Raw genomic sequence first — 21,460 nt, 5'->3', positions numbered from 1 at the left:
CTGGAAGGCTCTCGCCTGTCATCAGGCTGAGATTGTTGCGTTCGGATATGCTGCGAGACGACCCGGCCGGGCGCTCCTGCCCGACGGGAACGGGCGCAAAAGCCCTCTCTACGGAGATGACGCATTTGGCACAGGCTGATTCGACGACGCAAAGACCCGACCGGACCCCGCGACGCGAGGTGTCGCCAGCCCGCCCCGAGGGCGCGGGCCGCGACGGGTTGCCGGCCACCGAGGTCGTGCTGTCCTTCGATGACAACCGCCTCGCCAGCCTTGTTTTCGGCCAGTACGACCAGAATCTCGCTCATCTCGAGCGCAGGCTCGGCGTCGTGGTCAATCCCAACGGCAACCACGCCACGGTGAAGGGGCCGCGCGAGACCGCCGAGCAGGCGGGCCGCGTCCTGAAGACGCTCTACGCCCGCGCCAAGGCCGGCGCCTCCGTCACCCTCGGCGAGGTCGATGGTGCCATCGAGGAGAGCAATATCCAGCGCTCGCTCTTCCCGGCGGCGGATGTCGGCAAGGCCTCCTTCGATGCCGTGGTCACCCGCAAGCGCGGACCGGTCAGGGCGCGCAACGCGGCGCAGGACGCCTATCTGCGCCAGCTCAAGCGTCACGAACTGGTGCTCGCGGAAGGCCCGGCAGGCACCGGCAAGACCTGGCTCGCGGTCGGTCACGCCGTCTCGCTGATCGAGCAGGGCGTGGTCGAGCGCATGATTCTGTCGCGCCCGGCGGTGGAGGCGGGCGAGCGGCTCGGCTTCCTGCCCGGCGACATGCGCGAGAAGGTCGACCCCTATCTCCGGCCGATCTATGACGCGCTCAACGATTTCATGGAGGCGCGCCACGTCGAGCGCGGTCTCCAGACCGGCATGATCGAAATCGCGCCGCTCGCCTTCATGCGCGGCCGTACCTTGAGCAACGCCGTCGTGCTGCTCGACGAGGCACAGAACGCCACCTCGATGCAGATGAAGATGTTCCTCACGCGCCTCGGCGAAGGCTCGCGCATGATCATCACCGGCGATCCCTCCCAGATCGACCTGCCGCCGGGCCAGCGCTCCGGGCTCGTCGAGGCTGTGAAGCTGCTCAAGGACGTCGACGGCGTCGGCTACGCCCGCTTCGAGGAGGGGGATGTCGTCAGGCATGAACTGGTGCGACGCATCGTCATGGCTTATGAGACGGCGTCGCGCCATGAGCGCGAGGAACGGGAGGAGCGCTTGCGCAATCCCGATTCGCCCGCGGATTTCCACCGCGAGGGCGACAGCGAAGGGCTGAAGCGGATGTTGGCGCGGGAGCGGCCGCGATGAATGATCGACCTCGCGGGCGGCGCTCGGCGCCGCGACCCGAGACGATGTCACTCGATCTCGATCTGAGGGCTCAGTCGCGCCGGTGGCAGGCCGTGGGCAATCTCGCGAGCCTGCGGGCAGTGATCAGCGAGGCGCTGGCCGCGGGCCTTGCCGTGGCGCCGCGCAAGCCCATGGCGGGGGCCGAGCTCAGCCTGTTGCTGACCGACGACAAGCGCATCCGCACCGTCAACCGCGACTGGCGTGGCTTCGACAAGGCGACGAACGTGCTGTCCTTCCCGGCGGCCCCGCCGGAACGCATTTCGGCCAGCCCGCTGCTCGGAGACATCGTTATCGCCTTCGAGACGGTGGAGCGCGAAGCCCGGGCGGAAGGCAAGGACATCGCCGACCATCTGCGCCATCTGGTCATTCATGGCCTGCTGCATCTGCTCGGCGAGGATCATGAGACCGACGACGAGGCGCGCCGCATGGAAGCCCTCGAAGTCGAGGCGCTCGCCAGCCTCGGCATCGCCGACCCCTATGCCGATGGCGAGCTCATCGCCGCGCCGGCCCCTTCCAGCATACAGTCCCCGCAGCCATGAGCGACGACAGTCGACAATCCCAGTCTGAAACCAATGGCCGCGGCTTCGGCCATTGGCTCGGCCAATTCCTCGAACGTCTCGGCCTGCGTGCCGGCGGCACGGCGCGTGAAGAGATCGTCGAGGCCCTGGCCGAAGCGAACGGCGAGCTCGCCGATATTTCCGCCCAGGAGCGTGCGATGCTCAGCAATGTGCTGAGCCTGCGCGAGCGCCGTGTGAGCGACGTCATGATCCCCCGCGCCGACATCGTCGCCGTGCCGGCGGACGCGACGCTGGACGAATTGCTCGCGCATTTCCGGACTGCCGGCCATTCGCGCCTGCCGGTCTTCGACGATACGCTCGACGATCCGCGCGGCATGGTCCACATCCGCGACTTTCTGGAATATATCGCGGAGAAGGCCCGCCCCGAAGGGGACGAGCCTTCCGAAGACGGAAGCAAGCTTGCCGTCCCGCACGACCTTGCCGCGGTCGACCTGACGCCACCGCTCTCGGCGACGAAGCTGTTGCGACCGGTGCTCTATGTTCCACCCTCGATGCCTGCGGTCGATCTTCTGGTCCGCATGCAGGCGACGCGCACCCACATCGCGCTCGTCATCGACGAATATGGCGGCACCGATGGACTGGTCTCGATCGAGGATCTGATCGAGATCGTCGTCGGCGACATCGAGGACGAGCACGATCTCGAGGAGATCCCGATCGCACCGACCGGCGAGGGCAGCTTCGCCGCGGATGCGCGCGCGACGCTGGAGGAACTCAAGCGTGCGACCGGCGTCGATCTCTCTCGGAACGAGGTGGCCGATGACATCGACACGCTGGGCGGTTTGATCGTGACCTTGGCCGGGCGTGTTCCGGCGCAGGGCGAGATCGTCGAAGGGCCGGAAGGGCTGACCTTCGAGATCCTCGATTCCGATCAGCGCCGCGTGAAGCGCCTGACGATCCATCGCCGCAGCCAGACGGCCCCCGAAGAAACGGCGATGGAGCCTGGCTGATGCGCGTGGCGGGGCTTGCGGAAGCCGTCATTCTCGCTTGGGGATGGCGCAAGCGGCTCATTGCGCTTTTCGCGGGAGCAAGCGGTGCGCTTGCCTTGCCGCCCCTCGATCTCTGGCCGCTCGTCATTGTCCCGATGACAGTGGCGGTCTGGCTCCTTGACGGTGCGGTTGGCACCACTGCCGTCGGCCGCTTCCGTGCAGCCTTCGCTGCTGGCTGGTGGTGGGGCTTCGGATTCTTCCTCGCCGGATTGTGGTGGCTCGGCGCCGCCTTCCTCGTCGAAGCCGACAAATTCGCCTGGGCGATGCCGTTGGGGGTCGTCGCGCTGCCGGCTTTTCTGGCGATCTTTCCGGCCCTGGCTTTTGGCGCCGCTCGCCTGTTCTGGCCCGAAGGAGCCCGGCGCATTCTCGTCCTGGCCGCAGCGCTGGCGATGAGCGAATGGCTTCGCGGCCATGTGCTGACCGGCTTTCCGTGGAACGTCTACGGCATGATGCTGGCGGGGGAGATCCATCTCGCCCAGTTCGCTTCGCTCGCAGGCCTGTACGGCCTGACGCTGCTCGCTGTCGCCATTGGTGCAGCGCCGGCGGTGATCGGCACGGCCAAGACGCCGGCTGGTCGGTGGGTGGCTCCGCTGATCGCGCTGGCCGCTGTCGCGGCGTTATTCGGTTTTGGCGTCTGGCGCATCCCGTCCGGTCCGTCGCCGGTCGTGGCGGGCGTGAAGCTCCGGCTCATGCAGCCCAACCTGGCGCAAGACGCCAAGTTCAACGGCCGCAACGGCGAAGCCATTCTCAACCAGTATCTCGCGCTGAGCGATCGGGCGACGAGCCCGACGACGCCCGGCCTGCAATCGGTCACGCATCTGATCTGGCCGGAATCCGCCTTCCCCTTCCTGCTGGGCCGCACGCCGGGTGCGCTGTCCCGCATCGCGGCCGCCCTGCCGCCCGACGTGACCCTGATCACGGGCGCCGCGAGGGCTGGCGAAATGCTGCCGGGAGAGGGCAGGCCGCCGATCTACAATGCGATTCAGGTCGTCAACGACGAGGGCGTCATCGTCGCGAGCTACGACAAGCTCCATCTGGTCCCCTTCGGCGAGTATCTTCCGCCTTTTCTCGATGCGCTGATCCGCCGCGTCGGACTCTCCGAATTCGTTTCCGTTCCCGGCGGGTTTGCAGCTGGAACGAGCCGGGCGCCCCTTGCGGTCAAGGGACTTCCCGTAGCGGCTCCGCTGATCTGCTATGAGGCCGTTTTTCCGGGAGAGGTCGCTCCGCGCGGGCCCCGCGCAGGTTTTTTCCTGAATGTGACCAATGATGGCTGGTTCGGCCAGACCAGCGGCCCCTATCAGCACTTTGCCCAGGCGCGGCTGCGCAGCGTCGAGGAAGGCCTGCCGCTCGTCCGGGTCGCCAATACCGGTATCTCCGGGGTGGTCGATGCCTATGGCCGGGTCGTCGCGAGCCTGCCTCTGGGCGTGGAGGGCGTACTGGATGCCCCACTCCCGCGCAGCGGGCCGGTGACACCCTATTCCCGGGGTGGGGATGCCGTTTTCGCCGGCATGCTGCTCGTTTTTTTGATGCTTTCTCGCTTCAAAAAAAGCTGATCATCCCATTTGGAACAAATTTTGCGAGAAAGAGTGGACCGTCCGTGACGGCTATAATACACCAACGTTTCCGCGCCGACCAGGATGGCGGCTCCTGGTCATGACGACTGACGTAAGAGCAGGTTAATCATGATCAAGAAAGTCCCCAACCCGGTCGACAAGCATGTTGGTAGCCGCGTCCGCATGCGTCGAATGCTTGCCGGTATTAGCCAGGAAAAGCTGGGTGACGCACTGGGTCTGACCTTTCAGCAGGTTCAGAAATACGAGAAGGGTTCTAATCGAATCAGCGCGAGCCGTCTGCAGCAGATTGCCAAGATGCTCGACGTGCCGGTGTCCTTTTTCTTTGATGGCGCGCCCACGGGCGACATGCCGGCTGGCGGTTTCGCCGATTCCGCGGCGACGGCATATATTTCGGACTTCCTCGCGACCAGCGAAGGCGTGCAGCTCACCAAGGCCTTCACGCGCATCAAGAACGGCCGCGTCCGGAGGCGGATCATCGATCTCGTCGAGGCGCTGGCCGAGCAAGACACTGAAAATGCGTGATTCCGAGGTGTTTTCGTTCGTTTTGACGAACGTGCCTTTCTATTAACGGATTTTTCCACTTGACGCCGAACGCGTCCGCTGCGATGACGGCGCGTTTGTTGAGGCTGGTGTCATGCGCCAGCCTTTTCCATGTGCTGATTCAGGGATCCTCCGACCGTGTCACGCCAGAATTATCTGTTTACCAGCGAGTCCGTCTCCGAGGGACATCCCGACAAGGTCTGCGACCGCATTTCCGATGAGATCGTCGATCTCTTCTTCAAGGAAGCGGCAAAGGCCGGCTACGAGCCGTCCAAGGTCCGCGTTGCGGCCGAGACGCTGGCGACCACCAACCGTGTCGTGATCGCCGGCGAGGTCCGCACCCATCTCGACGAGAAGCAGATCAAGTCGAAGGTGAAGTCGGCCGCCCGCAAGGCGATCCGCAACATCGGCTACGAGCAGTCCGGCTTCCACTGGAAGACCTGCAAGATCGACGTGCTGCTGCATCCGCAGTCGGCCGATATCGCGCAGGGCGTCGACGAGGCCGGCAACAAGGATGTCGGCGCCGGCGACCAGGGCATCATGTTCGGCTACGCCAGCCGCGAGACGCCCGAGCTGCTGCCCGCCCCGATCTACTACGCCCACAAGATCCTCGAGACCCTGACGCTTGCCCGCAAGAAGGGCGAGGGCGACGCCGCCAAGCTCGGCCCCGACGCCAAGAGCCAGGTCACGGTCAAGTACGAGAACGGCAAGCCGGTCGGCGTCACCCAGATCGTGCTCTCGACCCAGCATCTCGACGAGTCGCTGAGCTCGGCCGACGTCCGCAAGATCGTCGAGCCCTATATCCGTGAGGCCCTGCCGGAAGGCTGGATCTCGAAGGACACCGTCTGGCACATCAACCCGACCGGCAAGTTCGTGATCGGCGGTCCCGACGGCGACGCCGGCCTTACCGGCCGCAAGATCATCGTCGACACCTATGGCGGCGCAGCCCCGCATGGCGGCGGCGCCTTCTCCGGCAAGGATCCGACCAAGGTCGATCGTTCGGCGGCCTATGCGGCGCGCTACCTCGCCAAGAACGTCGTCGCGGCCAAGCTCGCCGACCGCGCCACGATCCAGCTCTCCTATGCCATCGGCGTCGCCAAGCCGCTGTCGATCTATGTCGACCTGCATGGCACCGGCAAGGTCGACGAGGCCAAGCTCGAGGACATCCTCGGCAAGCTCGTCGATCTGTCGCCGAACGGCATCCGCAACCATCTCGGCCTCAATAAGCCGATCTACGCCAAGACCTCGGCCTATGGCCATTTCGGCCGCAAGGCCGGCCGCGACGGCTCCTTCTCCTGGGAGAAGACCGATCTCGTCGACGCGCTGAAGAAGGCCGTCAACTGAAACGACCTCGCCGGGTCATGAGCGAGAAGGCCGGGGTCCACCCGGCCTTTTTCTTTGACTTGATGGATGAGGTCGCTGAAACACCGCCGTCATCGCGGGCGTGACGCGGGATCCGTCGGAGGTCTCCGGATCTCCGCGTCGCTGCGTCCGGAATGACGGCGCTCTATCGGATAATGCGGTACGAACACGGATCATGACCCACGACCCCGACCACGACGAAAGGGCTTTCTACGGCCGCCGCAAGGGCAAGGCGCTGCGCGACGGCCAGAGCCACCTGATCGAGCACACCCTGCCGCGGCTGCGCTTGCCCGAGGGCGAGATCGCCGATCTGAAGGCGCTCTTTCCCGGGCCTGTCGAGGCCGTGCGGCTCGAGATCGGCTTTGGTGGCGGCGAGCATCTGCTGATGCGGATGCGCGAGAGCCCGCAGATCGGCTTCATCGGGGTCGAGCCATTCATCAACGGTATGGCCAAGTTCCTCGCCGTCGCCGAGCGGGAGGGGCTGACGAATATCCGCGTCTGGGACGACGATGCCGCTTTGCTACTGCCGCGTTTCCCGGCTGGCAGCCTTGATGCGATCGACCTGCTCTATCCCGATCCCTGGCCGAAGCGCCGCCAGCGCAAGCGTCGCTTCGTCTCAGAGCACACTCTCTCCTTGTTCGCGCGCGCGCTTCGTCCCGGCGGCCGCTTCCGCTTCGCCAGCGACATCGACGATTATGTCGGCTGGACGCTGTCGCGGCTGCTGGTCTCGCCCGATTTCGACTGGACGGACGAGCGGCCGGGAGACTGGCGCACGCCCTATCCCGGCTGGATTCGCACCCGCTACGAGGCGAAGGCGGTTCGCGAGGGCCGCATCTCCAGCTATCTCACGGCTTTGCGTCGCGCATCCTGAGGAAGCCGAGCACGCGCTGAGCCGTGCTCTGGGCGAGGTTGCGGAAGCTTTCGCGGGCGCGATCAAGGGCGGCTTGCGATTTGCCGAAGTCCTTGCGCAGCGAGATCAGGGCTGCCGTCGTTTCCCAAGACCAGCCGAGCCCGCGCGCGACGATCAGGACGGCCTCCCTGTCGCTGCCGAGGATGACCTGCTCGCTCGCCGGCAGGCCGAGCTGCGCCAGCACCGCGACGGCGCAGGTGGCGTGCTCGGTCGCGCCCTGCCGCGCGAAATCGCGCACCTTGGCCTCGTCGAGCAGCCCGGCTTCGTTCAGCTCGCGGATCTCGACGAGCGCGGCGCTGATGGCGCCCAGTTCGCCGGGCATCTGGCCGCCGGCCGCGATGGCGTCGGCGCCGCGTTCGACCGCACCGTCGACGTCCCCGGCCAGCGTCGGCTCCAGGCTCTCGCTCAGGCGGCGGCGTGCGGAATTCTTGGCGGCGGTCATCAACTGCCCAACCAGCTCCGGCGGGATATCGCGCCGCAAGCCGAGTGTCGCCTGGAGTGCATCGTCTTGGGCCGCGCGCATCACCAGAACGCCCATTCCATGACGCGAGAACCGCGCCGTCTGATTGGCTGCAACCGCATGGGTGACGACCCGTCCGCCGCGCAGGATCAGGAAATCGGTGACGGGCTCCCCGAGATCGGGCCGCTCGGTGATGGCGAGCATGTGGTCGCGGCCCTTGGCTGCCGACACCGCGACAAGATCCTGGTCGGTCAGCCGCGGCGACTGCACCAGGACGGGGCGCGCCACCGCGATCTCGTCGAGGGCGAGTTGGCGCACGACGCCGCTCGGCGCGTTCGGCACAGGCGAAATCCGTTCCGAGAGCTCGATCCGGGCGCGCAGCTCGATGGCTCGCGACAGCCGCCCGATGACCGCGTCGAAGACGCCGACCTGCTGTTCGTCCATGTCGGTCGCCGTGGCGAGGAAGAGATCCGTCAGGCGTGACAGGATGACGGCGCGCTCGTCACCCGAGCCGCGTGCCATCGTCGCCTCGAGATCCCGCAGCAACGTTGCGACCGTACTCATACTCTGTCCTCGACCGCTATCCCGTCGGCCAGACTGGCAGGCAAGGATGACCATTGGGTTATCGCCAACGCTCGGAGCTTGCATATCGGGGCGATGCGGACTAAATAGCGGCCAACAGCTCTGGTATCGGTTAACGCCGATGATCAAGAGCGGGCCGGCCGGCCCGCTCTTTTTTATTGGCCGCAACCCGCCGGAGGCAGACGGGACGGCCCGGACCATGAACGAACCAAGCGAACCGACAGCAGCGCCCAATCAGGAAGCGCGCCTCGTCGTCGAGAACGGCGTGGCTGCGCGCGTCGCCGCGATCGTCGAGCCGGCGATCGCCGATCTCGGCTATCGGCTGGTGCGCGTGCGCGTCACTGCTCAGAACGGCTGCACCGTGCAGATCATGGCCGAGCAGCCGGACGGCTCGATGACCGTCGAGGGCTGCGAGGAGATCAGTCAGGCGATCTCGCCGGCGCTGGACGTCGACGATCCCATTCAGGCGGCCTATCATCTCGAGATCTCATCGCCGGGGATCGACCGGCCGCTGGTGCGCGCGAGCGATTTCGAGCGCTGGGCCGGCCACCTCACCAAGATCGACACGAGCGAGCCGGTCGCGGGCCGCAAGCGCTTCCGCGGCATCCTGCGCGGCGCTTCCGGTCAGGACGCTCTGCTGACGCGGGACGACGCCAAGAGCGAGGAAGAGCGCGACGTCGCCATTCCGATGCGGCTGATCGCCGAGGCCCGGTTGGTGTTGACCGATGCGCTCGTCACCGAATCGCTGCGTCGCGGCAAGTCCGGCCTGCCGCCGGAGATGCCTGCCGCCGATGAGATCGCCGGCCCGAAGAAGGGCCGAGGGAAATCGCTGGGACCGCGGCCGGGCAAGACCGGCAAGACGGCCCCGCAGAACAACGACACTGAAGAGGAGTGAGCGTCATGGTCGTCAGCGCCAACAGGCTCGAACTGCTGCAGATCGCCGACGCAGTCGCGCGCGAGAAGTCGATCGATCGCCAGATCGTCGTCGACGCCATGCAGGATGCCATCGCCAAGGCCGCCCGCTCGCGCTACGGCGCCGAGACCGACGTCCATGCCGAGATCAGCACCAAGACCGGCGAGCTGCGCCTGGCCCGCCACCTCCAGGTGGTCGATACCGTCGAGAATCCGGCGGTCGAAATTACCGTCGACGAGGCCAAGCGGCACAACCCGGCCGCCCAGGTTGGCGACGTCATCGCCGATCCGCTGCCGCCCTTCGATTTCGGCCGCATCGCGGCCCAGTCGGCCAAGCAGGTCATCGTCCAGAAGGTGCGCGAAGCTGAGCGCGACCGCCAGTACGACGAGTACAAGGATCGCATCGGCGAGATCGTCAACGGCGCGGTCAAGCGCGTCGAATACGGCAACGTCTTCGTCGATCTCGGCCGTGGCGAGGCGATCATCCGCCGCGACGAGATGATCCCGCGCGAGACCTTCAAGGTCGGCGATCGCGCGCGCGCCTATGTCTACGATGTGCGCCGCGAGCCGCGCGGTCCGCAGATCTTCCTCTCGCGCACCCATCCGCAGTTCATGGCCAAGCTCTTCGGCCAGGAAGTGCCTGAGATTTATGACGGCATCGTCGAGGTGAAGGCGGTCGCCCGTGATCCGGGCTCGCGCGCCAAGATCGCGGTCATCAGCCGCGATTCCTCGATCGATCCGGTCGGCGCCTGCGTCGGCATGCGCGGTTCGCGCGTGCAGGCCGTGGTCGGCGAACTGCAGGGCGAGAAGATCGACATCATCCCGTGGTCGCCGGACGTTGCGACCTTCGTCGTCAATGCGCTGCAGCCGGCCGAGGTCGCGAAGGTGGTGCTTGACGAGGAAGCCGACAAGATCGAGGTCGTCGTGCCGGACGAGCAGCTCTCGCTCGCCATCGGCCGCCGCGGCCAGAACGTGCGCCTCGCGTCGCAGCTCACGGGCTGGGACATCGATATTCTGACCGAGCAGGAAGAGTCGGAGCGCCGCCAGAAGGAGTTCGTGCAGCGCACCGAGATCTTCATGAACGCGCTGAACGTCGACGAGACGGTCGGCCAGCTGCTGGCCTCGGAAGGCTTCCGCAATGTCGAGGAGCTCGCCTACGTCGAACTCAGCGAGCTCGCCTCGATCGAGGGCTTCGACGAAGAGACCGCCGGAGAAATCCAGACCCGCGCGCAGGAACATCTCGCCACGATCGAGGCTGAGCTCGACGAGAAGCGTCGGGCTCTCGGAGTCGAGGACGCCTTGCGCGAGGTCGAGGGCATCACCACTTCCATGATGGTCGCGCTCGGCGAGAACGATGTGAAGACCGTCGAGGATCTCGCCGGCTGCGCCACCGACGATCTGGTCGGCTGGACCGAGCGCAAGGACGGCGAGTCGACTCGCCATGCCGGCTATCTCGATGGCTTCGATCTCTCCCGCCAGGATGCCGAAGCCATCATCATGGCCGCGCGCGTCCACGCCGGCTGGGTCGAGGCGCCGGCCGAGGAGCCTGAGGCGGAGGCCGGCGAGGAGGCCGAGGCCTGAGTGGAGCCCTCGCGGTGAAAGCGGCGGCGCAGAAGGAAGGGCCGGAGCGGAGCTGCGTCGTCACACGGGCCGTCAAGGCACCCGACGACCTGATCCGCTTCGTCGCCGGGCCGGACGGCGTGCTCGTGCCGGATCTGCGGCGCAAGCTTCCCGGACGCGGCGTCTGGGCGAGCCTCAGCCGCAAGACCGTTGCCGAGGCGATCAAGCGGAAAGCCTTCGAGCGTTCGCTCAAGGCGAAGGTCGCGGTTCCGGCGGATTTGCCGGATATTGTCGACGGACTGATGTACCGCGACACGCTGCAGGCGCTGTCGATGGCCAACAAGGCTGGGCTGGTTACCGCTGGCTTCGCCAAGGTTGAGGCGCTGATCGAAACCGGCCGTTGTCTTGCGGTAATCGCCGCGAGCGATGGCGCCGAGGACGGCAAGCGCAAGATCGGCCAGGCTGTCCGCCGGTTGGCGGCGGCTCGCGAGGCCGAGGGGCTCAAGGCCCGCGAATTGCCCGTCGTCGCGATTTTCGCGGCAGCGGATTTGGAATTGGCGTTGGGGCGCGCACATGTGATACATGCCGCGCTTGCTCCGGGACCAGCGGCCGAGGGCGTACTCTCGCGCTGGCGTCGGCTCGTCCGGTATCGGACGGACGATACCGCCGCATCCGACCCGAACGATATTGAAGACACGACCGAACCGGCAGGACCGAACGCGGAATGACCGATACCAAAAACCCGGGCGACAAGACTTTGACCGTCAACCCGCCCAAGACCCTGTCGCTGAAGCGGCCTGTCGAGCAGAGCACTGTTCGACAGAGCTTCTCGCATGGGCGTTCGAAGCAGGTCGTCGTCGAGGTCAAGCGCCGCGCCGCCGGTCACGAGGTGAAGGAACCGGTCGCGCCACGCGCTCCGCAGGCTCCTGCCCCGCAGGCGGCTCCGCAGCGCCCGGCTGCCCCGAGCCCGCAGGCTCCGCAGCGCCCGGCTGGCAGCATGCTGCTGCGCACCCTCTCCGACGAGGAGAAGGACGCCCGTCAGCGCGCTCTCGCCGAAGCGCGCAGCACCGAGGCCGAGGCGCGCCGCGTCGCTGAAGAGGAGGCACGCCAGCGCGCAGCCGCCATTGAGCGCGAGCGCCAGGAGCGCGATGCCGCCGCTGCCCGCCAGCGCCAGGAAGAGGATCGCCGCCGTCAGGAGGACGACCAGAAGCGTCGCGCCGAGAGCGCTGCTCGCCAGCGTGATGAGCAGGTTGTTCGCCCGGCTGCACCGCCCGCCGCTCCGCGCGAGGCAGCCCCCCCGGCCCAGGCGCCCGCGCCGCAGCCGACCCAGTATTACGGCCGTCCGGCCCCGTCCGGCCCGCGCGAGTTCACGCCGCGCTCGCCCGGTCCAGGTCGCGACGTTGGCGCGCGTCCGCCGCGGCTGGACTCCCGTCCGCCTCGTTCCGATTCGCCGCGTCCGCCGCGTGTGGATTCCTCGGCCCCTGCAGAGCCGGCTGTTGCTCGTCCGACCCGTCAGGCTCCTCCGTCGAGCGGCGCCCCGCGCAATCGCTCGGATGACGTCGATGTCAAGGCCGCGTTCCGCCGTCCCGGCCTGGGCGCCGGTGCCGGCCGCGGCCCCGCTCCGGCGGCGCCCAAGACTCCGAAGACCACCAACGACAAGCCGCGCGGTCGCCTGACGCTATCGACGGCGACCGGGAGCGAGGACGAGCGGACACGTTCGGTCGCCTCGTTCCGCCGGCGCGTGCAGCGCATGACCGGCCATCGGGCTTCGGACGTGCAGAAAGAGCGCGTGATGCGCGAGGTGATCATCCCCGAGACGATCACCATCCAGGAACTCGCGAACCGCATGACGGAGCGCGGCGTCGATGTCATCCGCCTGCTGATGAAGCAGGGCGCGATGCACAAGATCACCGACGTGATCGATGCCGACACCGCCCAGCTCATCGCCGAGGAAATGGGCCACACCGTCAAGCGCGTCGCCGAATCCGACGTCGAGGAAGGCCTGTTCGACACGCCGGATACCGACGAGACCCTGGAGTCGCGGCCTGCGGTCGTGACCATCATGGGCCATGTCGACCACGGCAAGACCTCGCTGCTCGACGCGATCCGCAAGACCAAGGTCGTCACCGGCGAGGCCGGCGGCATCACCCAGCATATCGGCGCCTATCAGGTGACGACCCCGCTGGGCAGCCAGGTGACCTTCATCGACACCCCCGGCCACGCCGCCTTCACGGCGATGCGCGCCCGCGGCGCCAAGGTGACGGACGTCGTCGTGCTGGTCGTGGCAGCCGATGACGGCGTCATGCCGCAGACGGCCGAGGCGATCCATCATGCCAAGGCGGCCGGCGTGCCGCTGATCGTGGCGATCAACAAGGTCGACAAGTCCGACGCCAACCCGGATCGCGTCCGCGCCGAACTGCTGCAGTACGAGATCCAGGTCGAGACCCTCGGCGGCGAGACCCTCGAAGTCGAGGTCTCCGCCAAGACCGGCCACAACCTCGACAAGCTGCTGGAAGCGATTGCGCTGCAGGCCGAGGTGCTCGATCTCAAGGCCAATCCCCATCGTCCGGCCGAAGGCACGGTCATCGAGGCCAAGCTCGACCGCGGCCGTGGCCCGGTCGCGACCGTGCTCGTCCAGCGCGGCACGCTGCGCACCGGCGACATCGTCGTGGCGGGTGCCGAATGGGGCCGCGTCCGCGCCCTGATCGCCGATACCGGCGCGCAGGTGAAGGAGGCTCCGCCCTCCATGCCGGTCGAGGTACTCGGTTTCAACGGCACGCCCGAGGCCGGCGACCGCGTTGCGGTGGTCGAGTCCGAGGCCCGCGCCCGCGAGATCACGGAGTACCGCGAGCGTCAGCGTCGCGATCGTCAGGCAGCCCGTGGCGCCGCCTCCGGCGCCGGCCGCTCGCTCGCCGAGATGATGCGCGAGCTCAAGGAGGGCGCTGGCCGCAAGGAGTTCCCGCTGGTCGTCAAGGGCGACGTGCAGGGTTCGGTCGAGGCCATCGTCGGCGCGCTTGAGAAGGTCGGCAACGACGAGGTTCGCGCCCGTGTGCTCTCTTCGGGCGTCGGCGCCATCACCGAGTCGGATGTCACGCTCGCCCAGGCTTCGGGCGCGGTCGTGGTTGGCTTCAACGTCCGTGCGCATAAGGAAGCGCGCGAGGCGGCCGACCGGGCCGGCGTCGAGATCCGCTACTACAACATCATCTATAACCTCATGGATGATGTGAAGGATGCGATGTCGGGCCTGCTGGCGCCGACCCTGCGCGAGACCATGCTCGGCAACGCGTCGATCCTCGAGATCTTCAACGTCTCGAAGGTCGGCAAGATCGCCGGCTGCCGCGTCACCGACGGCACGATCGAGCGCGGCGCCAATGTCCGCCTGATCCGCGACAACGTTGTGGTTCACGAGGGCAAGCTCGGTCAGCTCAAGCGCTTCAAGGACGACGCCAAGGAAGTTGTGGCCGGCCAGGAATGCGGCATGTCCTTCGAGAACTACCAGGACATGCGTGTCGGCGACGTGATCGAGTGCTATCGCGTCGAAGAGATCAAGCGCAGCCTCTGAGAATGGGGCGGCTTGTCCGGGCTTGACCCGGGCAGCCTATCCCTGTTCATCCGCGCTCCCATAGAGATGGCCGGGCCTCGTGCCCGGCCAATGACGTTGACCCGTCCATCCGGTCCGATCCCGGAAAACGAGAACCATGGCCAAACCTGCAAAACCTTCCGGCCCTTCCCAGCGGCAATTGCGCGTCGGCGAACTGATCCGCCATGCGCTGGCCGACATGCTCGCGCGCGGTGACATCCATGACGATGTGCTGGCAAAGCACGTCGTCACTGTGCCTGAGGTGCGCCTCTCGCCCGATCTGAAGCTCGCCACCGCCTACATCATGCCGCTCGGCGGGCAGGATATTAAGCCGGTGCTCAAGGCGCTCGAGGCCAATAAGCGCTATATGCGCGGTGAGATCGCCCATCGCGTGAACCTGAAATACGCGCCGGACATCCGCTTCCGTGCCGATGAGAGCTTCGCCGAGGCCGAGCGTATCGACGCTCTGCTCGATACCGATGCCGTGCGCCGCGATACGCAGGTCCAGCGCCTGAAGATCGACCAGGACCACGAAGACCAAACCTCCGAAGACGACCGCCGTGACGATGACCGCTGAGAATCCATCCGAAACCGTCCAGGATCAGGGCGCCGCTCCGGCGCCGCGTCCGAAGAAGCGCGACGTTCATGGCTGGGTCGTGCTCGACAAGCCGATCGGCATGACCTCGACCCATGCGGTCAGCGTCGTGAAGAGGGCTTTTTCCGCCAAGAAGGCCGGCCATGCCGGCACGCTCGACCCGCTGGCGTCCGGCCTGTTGCCGATCGCGCTCGGCGAGGCGACCAAGACAGTTCCCTTCGTCATGGATGGCCGCAAGGCCTATCAGTTCACCGTCTCTTGGGGCACGCAGACCGATACGGACGACACCGAGGGCCGGGTGATCGCGACCTCGGAGCAGCGTCCGGACGAGGCCGCCATCGCAGCCCTGCTGCCGCGTTTCACCGGCACCATCCTGCAGACCCCGCCGAAGTTCTCGGCGATCAAGATCGCCGGCGAGCGCGCCTATGACCTCGCCCGCGACGGCGAGGAGGTCGAGCTGCAGGCCAGACCCGTCGAGATCGATGCGCTGGCCATCGTCAGCCATGACGGCGCCACGACGACCTTCGAGGCCGAATGCGGCAAGGGCACCTATGTCCGCGCCATCGCCCGCGATCTCGGCCTTGCGCTCGGCTGCCTCGGCCATGTCGCGCATCTGCGCCGCACCCGCGTCGGCCCCTTCACGGTGGCTGAAGCGGCGAGCGTCGAGACACTGCGCGAAAGCCCGGAGAGCGCGCTGGCGGCCCTTCAGCCGGTCAAGGCGGCGCTGACGCTGATCCCGGAGATCGTGATCCACCGCGATGCCGCTGCCCGCATCAAGCGCGGCCAGAGCGCCCTGCTCCGCGGCGCCGGAGCGCCCATCGAGTTGAAAGCCGCCTATGCCACCTGCGCCGGCACGCTGATCGCGACCGGCTCGGTCGAGAACGGCGAATTCGTCCCGCACCGCGTCTTCAATCTCTGAGATTGTCGGTCTCGCAAGGCGTCATGATCGGGCTTAACCCGAGCATCTCGTGCCGGAGGAGGCTCCGGCGCCTTCTCGTCCGGAGATTCTCGGGTCTAGCCCGAGAATGACACCTCTGCAGCTTCAGGCCGCGCGCTTCAGCCCGTCCCGCGCCCAGATCGCGCCGAGCGCGGCGACCAGACGGTCGATATCGGCGTCGGAATGGAAGGGCGAGGGCGTGATCCTCAGCCGCTCCGTGCCGCGCGGCACGGTCGGATAGTTGATCGGCTGGACATAGATGTCGAAGCGCGCCAGCAACTCGTCGCTGATCGACTTGCAGGCCTTCGCCTCCCCGACCATCACCGGCACGATGTGGCTGGGATTCGGCAGATGCGGAATGCCCGCCGCGTTGAGCTTGCCGCGCAGTGCCGCGACGCGATCCTGCTGGCGCTCGCGCTCGGCCGAGCTCTCCTTGAGATGCCGGATCGCTGCGATGGCGCCCGCCGCCACCGCCGGCGGCAGAGAGCTGGAAAAGATGAAGCCGGAGGCGAAGCTGCGGATGAAGTCGCAGAGCGCGGCCGAACCGGTAATGTAGCCGCCGATCACGCCGAAGGACTTCGCCAGCGTCCCCTGGATCAGGGTCAGCCGGTCGGTGAGGCCGTCGCGCTCGGAGATGCCGCCGCCGCGCGGTCCGTAGAGCCCGACCGCATGGACTTCGTCGAGATAGGTCATCGCGCCGAATGCGTCGGCGATGTCGCAGAATTCCCTGATCGGCGCGATGTCGCCATCCATCGAATAGACCGACTCGAAGGCGATCAGCTTCGGCCTTGCCGGATCGAGCGCGGCGAGCTTGCGGCGCAGATCGTCCGGGTCGTTGTGGGCGAAGATATGCTTCTCGACGCGCGAATGGCGGATGCCCTCGATCATCGAGGCATGGTTGAGCGCGTCCGTCAGGACGACGCAGCCGGGAAGCCTGGCCGCGAGCGTCGAGAGCGAGGCCCAGTTGGACGTATAGCCGGAGTTGAACAGCAGCGCCGCTTCCTTGCCGTGCAGATCGGCGAGTTCGCGCTCCAACAGGACGTGGTAGTGATTGGTGCCGCCGATGTTGCGGGTGCCGCCTGCGCCTGCGCCGCAGCCATCGAGCGCCTCATGCATCGCGGCGAGAACCTTCGGATGCTGCCCCATGCCGAGATAGTCGTTCGAGCACCAGACGGTGACTTCGCGCGGCCCGCTCTCGCCGTGATAGGTGGCCAGCGGGAAGCGGCCGGCCTGCCGCTCCAGATCGACGAAGACGCGATAGCGGCCCTCGCGGTGCAGCCCCTCAAGTTCCCGGCGGAAGAAGTTCTCGAAATCCATGGCCAGCCTCCTGCGGCGCGCCTCTCGTAGGCCTTTCCGGTTTCTCGCGGAATGGCGCGCGGTGTCGCGGCCGGAATTCTTCTACTTTGACCGTTCGGCCAGTTCCAACAGCGTTTCGATCAAGACTTTGATAGCGATGCCGGCGTCTTCCTCGCTCATGTTCTCGAGCGGCGAATGGCTGATGCCTTTCTCGTTCCGCACGAACAGCATGGCCGCCGGCGCGATCGCCGCCATGGTCATGGCGTCATGCCCTGCACCGGACGGGAGCTTGCGGCCGGCGATATTGCTGCCAGTCCTGGCGATGCCGGCCGCGAAGGCGTCCTGCAGGCGCGGGTCCATCGGGACCGCATCGGCCTTAGCATAGGGCACGATCTCGAGCCCGACGCCGCGGCGTGCCGCGATCCCGGCAAAGCGGCTGCGGATCGCGGCTTCCATTGCTGCGAGCGTCTCGTTTTTCGGTGCGCGGAAATCGATGGTGAACTCGGCCGCACCGGGCACGACATTGGTCGCGCCGGGCTCGGCCCTGAGCACACCGACCGTTCCGACGGCGAGTTCATGGCCAGCCGCGATCTCCTCCAGCGCCAGCGCCATCTCGGCGGCGGCCGTCAGCGCGTCCTTGCGCAGCGCCATAGGCACGGTGCCGGCATGGCCGGCCTCGCCGGTGACGCGCACCCGGGCCCGGCTCTGGGCGTTGATGGCGGTGACGATGCCGACCGGCTCGTTCTCCGCCTCCAGCACCGGGCCCTGCTCGATATGGACTTCAAGATAGGCCTGGATCGATCCGGGCTTGCGAGCGAGGGCAGCGATGCCCTCGGGGTTTCCGCCGAAGGCGACGAGCGCATCGCCGAGCCTCACGCCCTCGCTGTCGCGCGCTTCCAGCCACGCCGGATCGTAAGCGCCCGCCAGGGCTTCCGAGGTCGACAGGTGCGTGGGGAAGCGGACATTCTCCTCGTCGCCGAAGCCCAGGATCTCGAGCGGGAACGGCAGGCTGATCCCTGCATCGCGCAGCGCCTGCGCCGCGAGGATGCCGGCGACGACTCCGAGGTTGCCGTCGAAGCGGCCGCCATCCTTCACCGTGTCGATATGAGAGCCGATCAGCACGGCGGGCGCGCCGGGGACCGTGCCCTCGCGCCGTCCCTGCACCGAGCCGGCGGCGTCGATGAAGGCGGTGAGCCCGGCCACTTCCATCGCGCCCTTGACCCATTCGGCCGCCTGCCGATGCGCCGGCGAGAGATAGAGCCGGGTCAGCTTGCCCGGCTCGTCGCTGAAGCGGTTGAGGCCGGCAAGCGCGGCAAAGGCGCGGGCACCGAGGACGGCGGCGGAAGGAAGCATCTGCGTCATGGCGCGAGGTTAGTGCAGGATACGAAAAACTGGGAACCGGTTTTTCGCAAAGGTCCTGTTCTAGCTCTGTGCCGCCCCCGTATTGCAGCGCTGCATCATGCGGGAGGCGGCTGTGACGCCGGCAAGCGAGAAGGTGTAGGTCGTCGCATTGCCGCGGGCGGAGCGCGCTTCCAGCACCATGCTGTTGCCCGCCCGCATCGCAGCGAGCAGCGCCGGCTCGCGTTCCAGCCGCTCGAGCCAGGCGTTGTTGCCTTCGGTCAGCATGCGGAAACTGTCGTCGCCGATGGTGACGGTGACGACCGAGTTCTTGGCGAAGTCGTAGCCGGTCTGGAAGCTCGATTCCGTATTGCTGTCGCTGCCGCCCGTCTGCATGAAGAAGAACACTTCCCCGTGGCGCAGGCTGGAAGGTTCTTCAGTCGATGGCGTGCTCATGATGAAGCAACGCTGCGTATCGCCTTGCTCATAGGTCGCCGCGCTCCAGTCGCTGAACTGTCCGAGCGGTTTGGCGGTGACGGCTTGAGCTGCCGAGGCCGTCAGAAGGACGAGGGCGGCTGTTGAGAGCGCCATCTTGATCATCGTTTTATCTCCTTTTGCCCCTTCAGGGTGAAAAGAGAGCCTTACCGAGGCGTAAACATGATCAAGATATTTGTGCGTCTATCTGGCGCAGGGTGGGGCGCGGGCATTCAGGCGCTGCGCCGGACCAGGAAATCCTACCGGCCGGCGCAGCTCGATTTTCGGCGTTCGCGTCAGTAGGTCGCCCGTCCACCCGAGAGGTCGAAGACGCCGGCGGTGGTGAAGCTGTTTTCGGCCGAGGCCAGGAAGGCGACCATCGAGGCAACCTCCTCCGGCAGCAGGAAGCGCCCGCGCGGGATCTTGGCCAGCATGTAGCCGATATGCTCCTCGCTCATCTGGTCGAAGATGCGGGTGCGTGCGGCAGCCGGGGTGATGCAGTTCACGGCGATGTCCTTGTCGGCGAGCTCCTTGCCGAGGGATTTCGTCAGCGCGATCACCGCGGCCTTCGAGGCCGAATAGGCCGAGGCGTTAGGGTTGCCTTCCTTGCCGGCGATCGAGGCGACGAGGACGATGCGGCCGTAGTTGCGCTGGACCATGCCGGGAATGACCGACCGGCAACAATGCAGCGTGCCGTCGACATTGAGCTTCATGACGCGCGCCCAGTCCTCGAGCGGGTATTCCCAGGTCTTGTGGTTGGGGCCGGCGATACCCGCGCTGGTGACGAGGATGTCGATGCTGCCGAGCTTCGCTTCGAGCGCGTCGCTCGCCTTCTGCACGGCGGCTGCGTCCGTCACGTCCACGGCAACGCCGATGGCGCCATGGCCGATCTCGGCGGCGGCCTTCTCCGCGAGCGCTCCGTCGACATCCCAGATCGCGACCGTCGCGCCGCTGGCGGCGAAGCGCTCAGCGACGGCCCGCCCAATCCCCTGCGCTCCGCCGGTGACGATGGCGACGCGGTTCTTTAAATCGATTTGGTTCATGTTCGTCAGCCTCCCCTGTCGTTCGAATCACCCTAGCTTCGCCGAGCGGCACCGGCCAGAGGACGCCCCGCTTTCGGCGGCTGGTGCAGACCGGTCATGCAAAACGCCAAGATGGCGGAATTGTCGCAGGAGCCGGCCCGCTTGGTCGCCGGAGCCGGTTGGCGCGGCGCTATTCCGCCGGCGCGGTCTTCTCGCGGCGGCCGATCAGCCCGAAGATCGGCCCGGCCGAGACCATCACCAGGAAGACGCGGACGATGTGGTGCGCCGCGACGAAGGCGACTTCGGTGTGCAGCGCCAGCGCGATCAGGCTCATCTCGGCGAGGCCGCCCGGCGAATAGGCAAGGATCAGCGGCACATGGCCGTGCACCGAGACGAGCGCGACCAGCCAGGCGAAGCTCAGCGTCAGCGCGAGCAGGATCACGGTCGAGCCGACCGAGAGCAGCAGCACACGCAGGATGATGCGGGGCGCCGTGCCGACGAAGCGGCAGCCGATGGTAACGCCGAGCACAAGCTGCGCCGCATTGACGATCTCCGCCGGCGGCACCGCCGCGCTGAGGCCGGTGACATGGACGATCGCGCTGACCAGCATCGGTCCGAGCAGGTATTTAGCCGGAAACTTTAGCCAGTGACCGGCGATCACGCCGAGGATGCCGCAGCTGATGAGCCAGAGTTCGGAGCCGAGCGGCGTCTGCGCGAACGATGGTCCGGCGACACGCCCGCCCCCGAGGGAGACGCCGCCGATCCATTGCACGATGAAGGGCAGGGTCATGACCACCAGCAGGATGCGGGCGGAGTGGATCAGGGCGATGATACGGGCATCGCCGCCCTTCTCCTCGCCGACCGTCACCATCTCGATGAGCCCGCCCGGCATGCCGGAAAAGAAGGCGGTGACCGGGTCGAAGCCGGCAACGCGGCGGAAATAGCCGACGCAGCACAGGCCGCAGGCGACCATGAACAGCACGAGCCCGGCCAGCGTCGGCAGCCAGTTCGGCAGCTGAGCTACGACATCGGGCTTGAAGGAGGCGCCGAGCATCACGCCGATCACCGCCGTCATCGGCGGCCGGATCACCGGCGGCGCGGCGACGCGCAGCTTGATCAGCGCTGCGGCCGTGCAGAACACCATCGAGCCCAGAATCCAGGGCAGCGGCAGCCGCGCCTGCACGAACAGCCAGCCCCCGAGTCCGCCTAGCGCCAGTGCCAGGGCGAAACGCCGATAGGGGAAGCAACTCGGCGCCAGGGCCCGAACACCGTTCGCGAAATCCTCGAGCAGAACTTTCAAGCGCGTGCTCCGCGGCACAGAAACCGGAGCCCTCCTAGAGCCTGTTGGTGAGGTTGCCCACCCCCTGGCGGGAAATGCCGGCTCCGCTCCGGCCGCGCCGCCGGCACAACCCGGTCA

At 67.0% G+C, this 21,460-nt stretch carries 19 protein-coding genes; 13 read left to right on the top strand and 6 right to left on the bottom strand.

The window, feature by feature from the left end:
• Positions 1-116: 116 nt before the first annotated feature.
• The 7 genes from AC1DNE_RS29505 (at position 117) to trmB (ending at position 7,248) form a co-directional block, all read left to right on the top strand.
• Positions 117-1,298, top strand: a complete 1,182-nt coding sequence (locus AC1DNE_RS29505; protein WP_441473737.1) for a PhoH family protein — start codon at positions 117-119, stop codon at positions 1,296-1,298.
• Entirely contained in the window at positions 1,295-1,876 is a 582-nt protein-coding gene (ybeY, locus tag AC1DNE_RS29500) for an rRNA maturation RNase YbeY (RefSeq protein WP_441473723.1), read from the top strand. Before AC1DNE_RS29505 ends, ybeY begins: the two co-directional genes overlap by 4 nt.
• Positions 1,873-2,862, top strand: a complete 990-nt coding sequence (locus AC1DNE_RS29495) for a hemolysin family protein (protein WP_441473722.1) — start codon at positions 1,873-1,875, stop codon at positions 2,860-2,862. The genes ybeY and AC1DNE_RS29495 overlap by 4 nt, the downstream gene beginning before the upstream one ends.
• A complete protein-coding gene (gene lnt, locus AC1DNE_RS29490) occupies positions 2,862-4,454 on the top strand; it encodes an apolipoprotein N-acyltransferase (RefSeq protein ID WP_441473721.1) in 1,593 nt (530 codons plus the stop codon). The genes AC1DNE_RS29495 and lnt overlap by 1 nt, the downstream gene beginning before the upstream one ends.
• A 129-nt stretch (positions 4,455-4,583) precedes the next feature.
• Positions 4,584-4,997, top strand: coding sequence for a helix-turn-helix domain-containing protein (locus tag AC1DNE_RS29485; RefSeq protein ID WP_441473720.1), 414 nt, complete (start codon positions 4,584-4,586; stop codon positions 4,995-4,997).
• A gap of 156 nt (positions 4,998-5,153) precedes the next feature.
• Entirely contained in the window at positions 5,154-6,359 is a 1,206-nt protein-coding gene (metK, locus tag AC1DNE_RS29480) for a methionine adenosyltransferase (RefSeq protein WP_441473719.1), read from the top strand.
• Between the two features lie 193 nt (positions 6,360-6,552).
• Positions 6,553-7,248: a tRNA (guanine(46)-N(7))-methyltransferase TrmB gene (gene trmB / locus AC1DNE_RS29475; RefSeq protein ID WP_441473718.1), complete on the top strand. Its 696-nt coding sequence runs from the start codon at positions 6,553-6,555 to the stop codon at positions 7,246-7,248.
• On the opposite strand, the gene AC1DNE_RS29470 is transcribed toward trmB, so the two are convergent.
• Entirely contained in the window at positions 7,223-8,311 is a 1,089-nt protein-coding gene (locus AC1DNE_RS29470; protein ID WP_441473717.1) for a DUF2336 domain-containing protein, read from the bottom strand. The genes trmB and AC1DNE_RS29470 overlap by 26 nt on opposite strands.
• 217 nt (positions 8,312-8,528) lie before the next feature.
• Between AC1DNE_RS29470 and rimP the strand changes: the two genes are divergently transcribed.
• The 6 genes from rimP (at position 8,529) to truB (ending at position 15,895) form a co-directional block, all read left to right on the top strand.
• Positions 8,529-9,224 (top strand): ribosome maturation factor RimP, encoded by a 696-nt coding sequence (rimP, locus tag AC1DNE_RS29465; protein ID WP_441473716.1) that lies wholly within the window; start codon positions 8,529-8,531, stop codon positions 9,222-9,224.
• Between the two features lie 5 nt (positions 9,225-9,229).
• The gene (gene nusA / locus AC1DNE_RS29460; RefSeq protein WP_441473715.1) at positions 9,230-10,822 is read left to right on the top strand and encodes a transcription termination factor NusA; all 1,593 of its coding nucleotides are present in this window, start codon (positions 9,230-9,232) and stop codon (positions 10,820-10,822) included.
• A 14-nt stretch (positions 10,823-10,836) separates the two neighbouring features.
• The gene (locus tag AC1DNE_RS29455; RefSeq protein WP_441473714.1) at positions 10,837-11,529 is read left to right on the top strand and encodes an RNA-binding protein; all 693 of its coding nucleotides are present in this window, start codon (positions 10,837-10,839) and stop codon (positions 11,527-11,529) included.
• Positions 11,526-14,363: a translation initiation factor IF-2 gene (infB, locus tag AC1DNE_RS29450; RefSeq protein ID WP_441473713.1), complete on the top strand. Its 2,838-nt coding sequence runs from the start codon at positions 11,526-11,528 to the stop codon at positions 14,361-14,363. The genes AC1DNE_RS29455 and infB overlap by 4 nt, the downstream gene beginning before the upstream one ends.
• A gap of 136 nt (positions 14,364-14,499) precedes the next feature.
• Positions 14,500-14,958 carry a 30S ribosome-binding factor RbfA gene (gene rbfA / locus AC1DNE_RS29445; protein ID WP_441473712.1) on the top strand — a complete coding sequence of 153 codons (459 nt, stop codon included), beginning with the start codon at positions 14,500-14,502 and terminating at the stop codon, positions 14,956-14,958.
• Positions 14,948-15,895, top strand: coding sequence for a tRNA pseudouridine(55) synthase TruB (truB, locus tag AC1DNE_RS29440; protein WP_441473736.1), 948 nt, complete (start codon positions 14,948-14,950; stop codon positions 15,893-15,895). The genes rbfA and truB overlap by 11 nt, the downstream gene beginning before the upstream one ends.
• Before the next feature lie 123 nt (positions 15,896-16,018).
• On the opposite strand, the gene hemA is transcribed toward truB, so the two are convergent.
• The 5 genes from hemA to AC1DNE_RS29415 form a co-directional block, all read right to left on the bottom strand.
• Positions 16,019-17,230 carry a 5-aminolevulinate synthase gene (gene hemA / locus AC1DNE_RS29435; RefSeq protein ID WP_476767112.1) on the bottom strand — a complete coding sequence of 404 codons (1,212 nt, stop codon included), beginning with the start codon at positions 17,228-17,230 and terminating at the stop codon, positions 16,019-16,021.
• Positions 17,231-17,311: 81 nt separating this feature from the next.
• Complete coding sequence (locus AC1DNE_RS29430) at positions 17,312-18,571, bottom strand: allantoate amidohydrolase (protein ID WP_476767111.1); 1,260 nt, start codon at positions 18,569-18,571, stop codon at positions 17,312-17,314.
• 60 nt (positions 18,572-18,631) lie between these two features.
• The gene (locus AC1DNE_RS29425) at positions 18,632-19,147 is read right to left on the bottom strand and encodes an invasion associated locus B family protein (protein ID WP_476767110.1); all 516 of its coding nucleotides are present in this window, start codon (positions 19,145-19,147) and stop codon (positions 18,632-18,634) included.
• Positions 19,148-19,317: 170 nt separating this feature from the next.
• On the bottom strand, positions 19,318-20,064 hold the full coding sequence (locus AC1DNE_RS29420; protein WP_476841351.1) for an SDR family NAD(P)-dependent oxidoreductase: 747 nt from the start codon (positions 20,062-20,064) through the stop codon (positions 19,318-19,320).
• Between the two features lie 169 nt (positions 20,065-20,233).
• Positions 20,234-21,343, bottom strand: coding sequence for an AbrB family transcriptional regulator (locus AC1DNE_RS29415; protein WP_476767108.1), 1,110 nt, complete (start codon positions 21,341-21,343; stop codon positions 20,234-20,236).
• Between the last annotated feature and the right edge of the window lie 117 nt (positions 21,344-21,460).

The organism is Allobosea sp. 05L423, from assembly GCF_056397745.1.
Note: the sequence above shows the minus strand (reverse complement) of the source record. Positions and strands in the feature narration are given on the sequence as shown.

Coding starts and splice junctions, on each gene's coding strand:
- rbfA (WP_441473712.1), top strand. CDS start 14,500: ATGGCCAAACCTGCAAAACCTTCCGGCCCTTCCCAGCGGCAATTGCGC.
- infB (WP_441473713.1), top strand. CDS start 11,526: ATGACCGATACCAAAAACCCGGGCGACAAGACTTTGACCGTCAACCCG.
- trmB (WP_441473718.1), top strand. CDS start 6,553: ATGACCCACGACCCCGACCACGACGAAAGGGCTTTCTACGGCCGCCGC.
- AC1DNE_RS29505 (WP_441473737.1), top strand. CDS start 117: ATGACGCATTTGGCACAGGCTGATTCGACGACGCAAAGACCCGACCGG.
- lnt (WP_441473721.1), top strand. CDS start 2,862: ATGCGCGTGGCGGGGCTTGCGGAAGCCGTCATTCTCGCTTGGGGATGG.
- AC1DNE_RS29485 (WP_441473720.1), top strand. CDS start 4,584: ATGATCAAGAAAGTCCCCAACCCGGTCGACAAGCATGTTGGTAGCCGC.
- nusA (WP_441473715.1), top strand. CDS start 9,230: ATGGTCGTCAGCGCCAACAGGCTCGAACTGCTGCAGATCGCCGACGCA.
- hemA (WP_476767112.1), bottom strand. CDS start 17,230: ATGGATTTCGAGAACTTCTTCCGCCGGGAACTTGAGGGGCTGCACCGC.
- ybeY (WP_441473723.1), top strand. CDS start 1,295: ATGAATGATCGACCTCGCGGGCGGCGCTCGGCGCCGCGACCCGAGACG.
- AC1DNE_RS29430 (WP_476767111.1), bottom strand. CDS start 18,571: ATGACGCAGATGCTTCCTTCCGCCGCCGTCCTCGGTGCCCGCGCCTTT.
- AC1DNE_RS29495 (WP_441473722.1), top strand. CDS start 1,873: ATGAGCGACGACAGTCGACAATCCCAGTCTGAAACCAATGGCCGCGGC.
- truB (WP_441473736.1), top strand. CDS start 14,948: ATGACCGCTGAGAATCCATCCGAAACCGTCCAGGATCAGGGCGCCGCT.
- AC1DNE_RS29420 (WP_476841351.1), bottom strand. CDS start 20,064: ATGAACCAAATCGATTTAAAGAACCGCGTCGCCATCGTCACCGGCGGA.
- AC1DNE_RS29425 (WP_476767110.1), bottom strand. CDS start 19,147: ATGATCAAGATGGCGCTCTCAACAGCCGCCCTCGTCCTTCTGACGGCC.
- rimP (WP_441473716.1), top strand. CDS start 8,529: ATGAACGAACCAAGCGAACCGACAGCAGCGCCCAATCAGGAAGCGCGC.
- AC1DNE_RS29470 (WP_441473717.1), bottom strand. CDS start 8,311: ATGAGTACGGTCGCAACGTTGCTGCGGGATCTCGAGGCGACGATGGCA.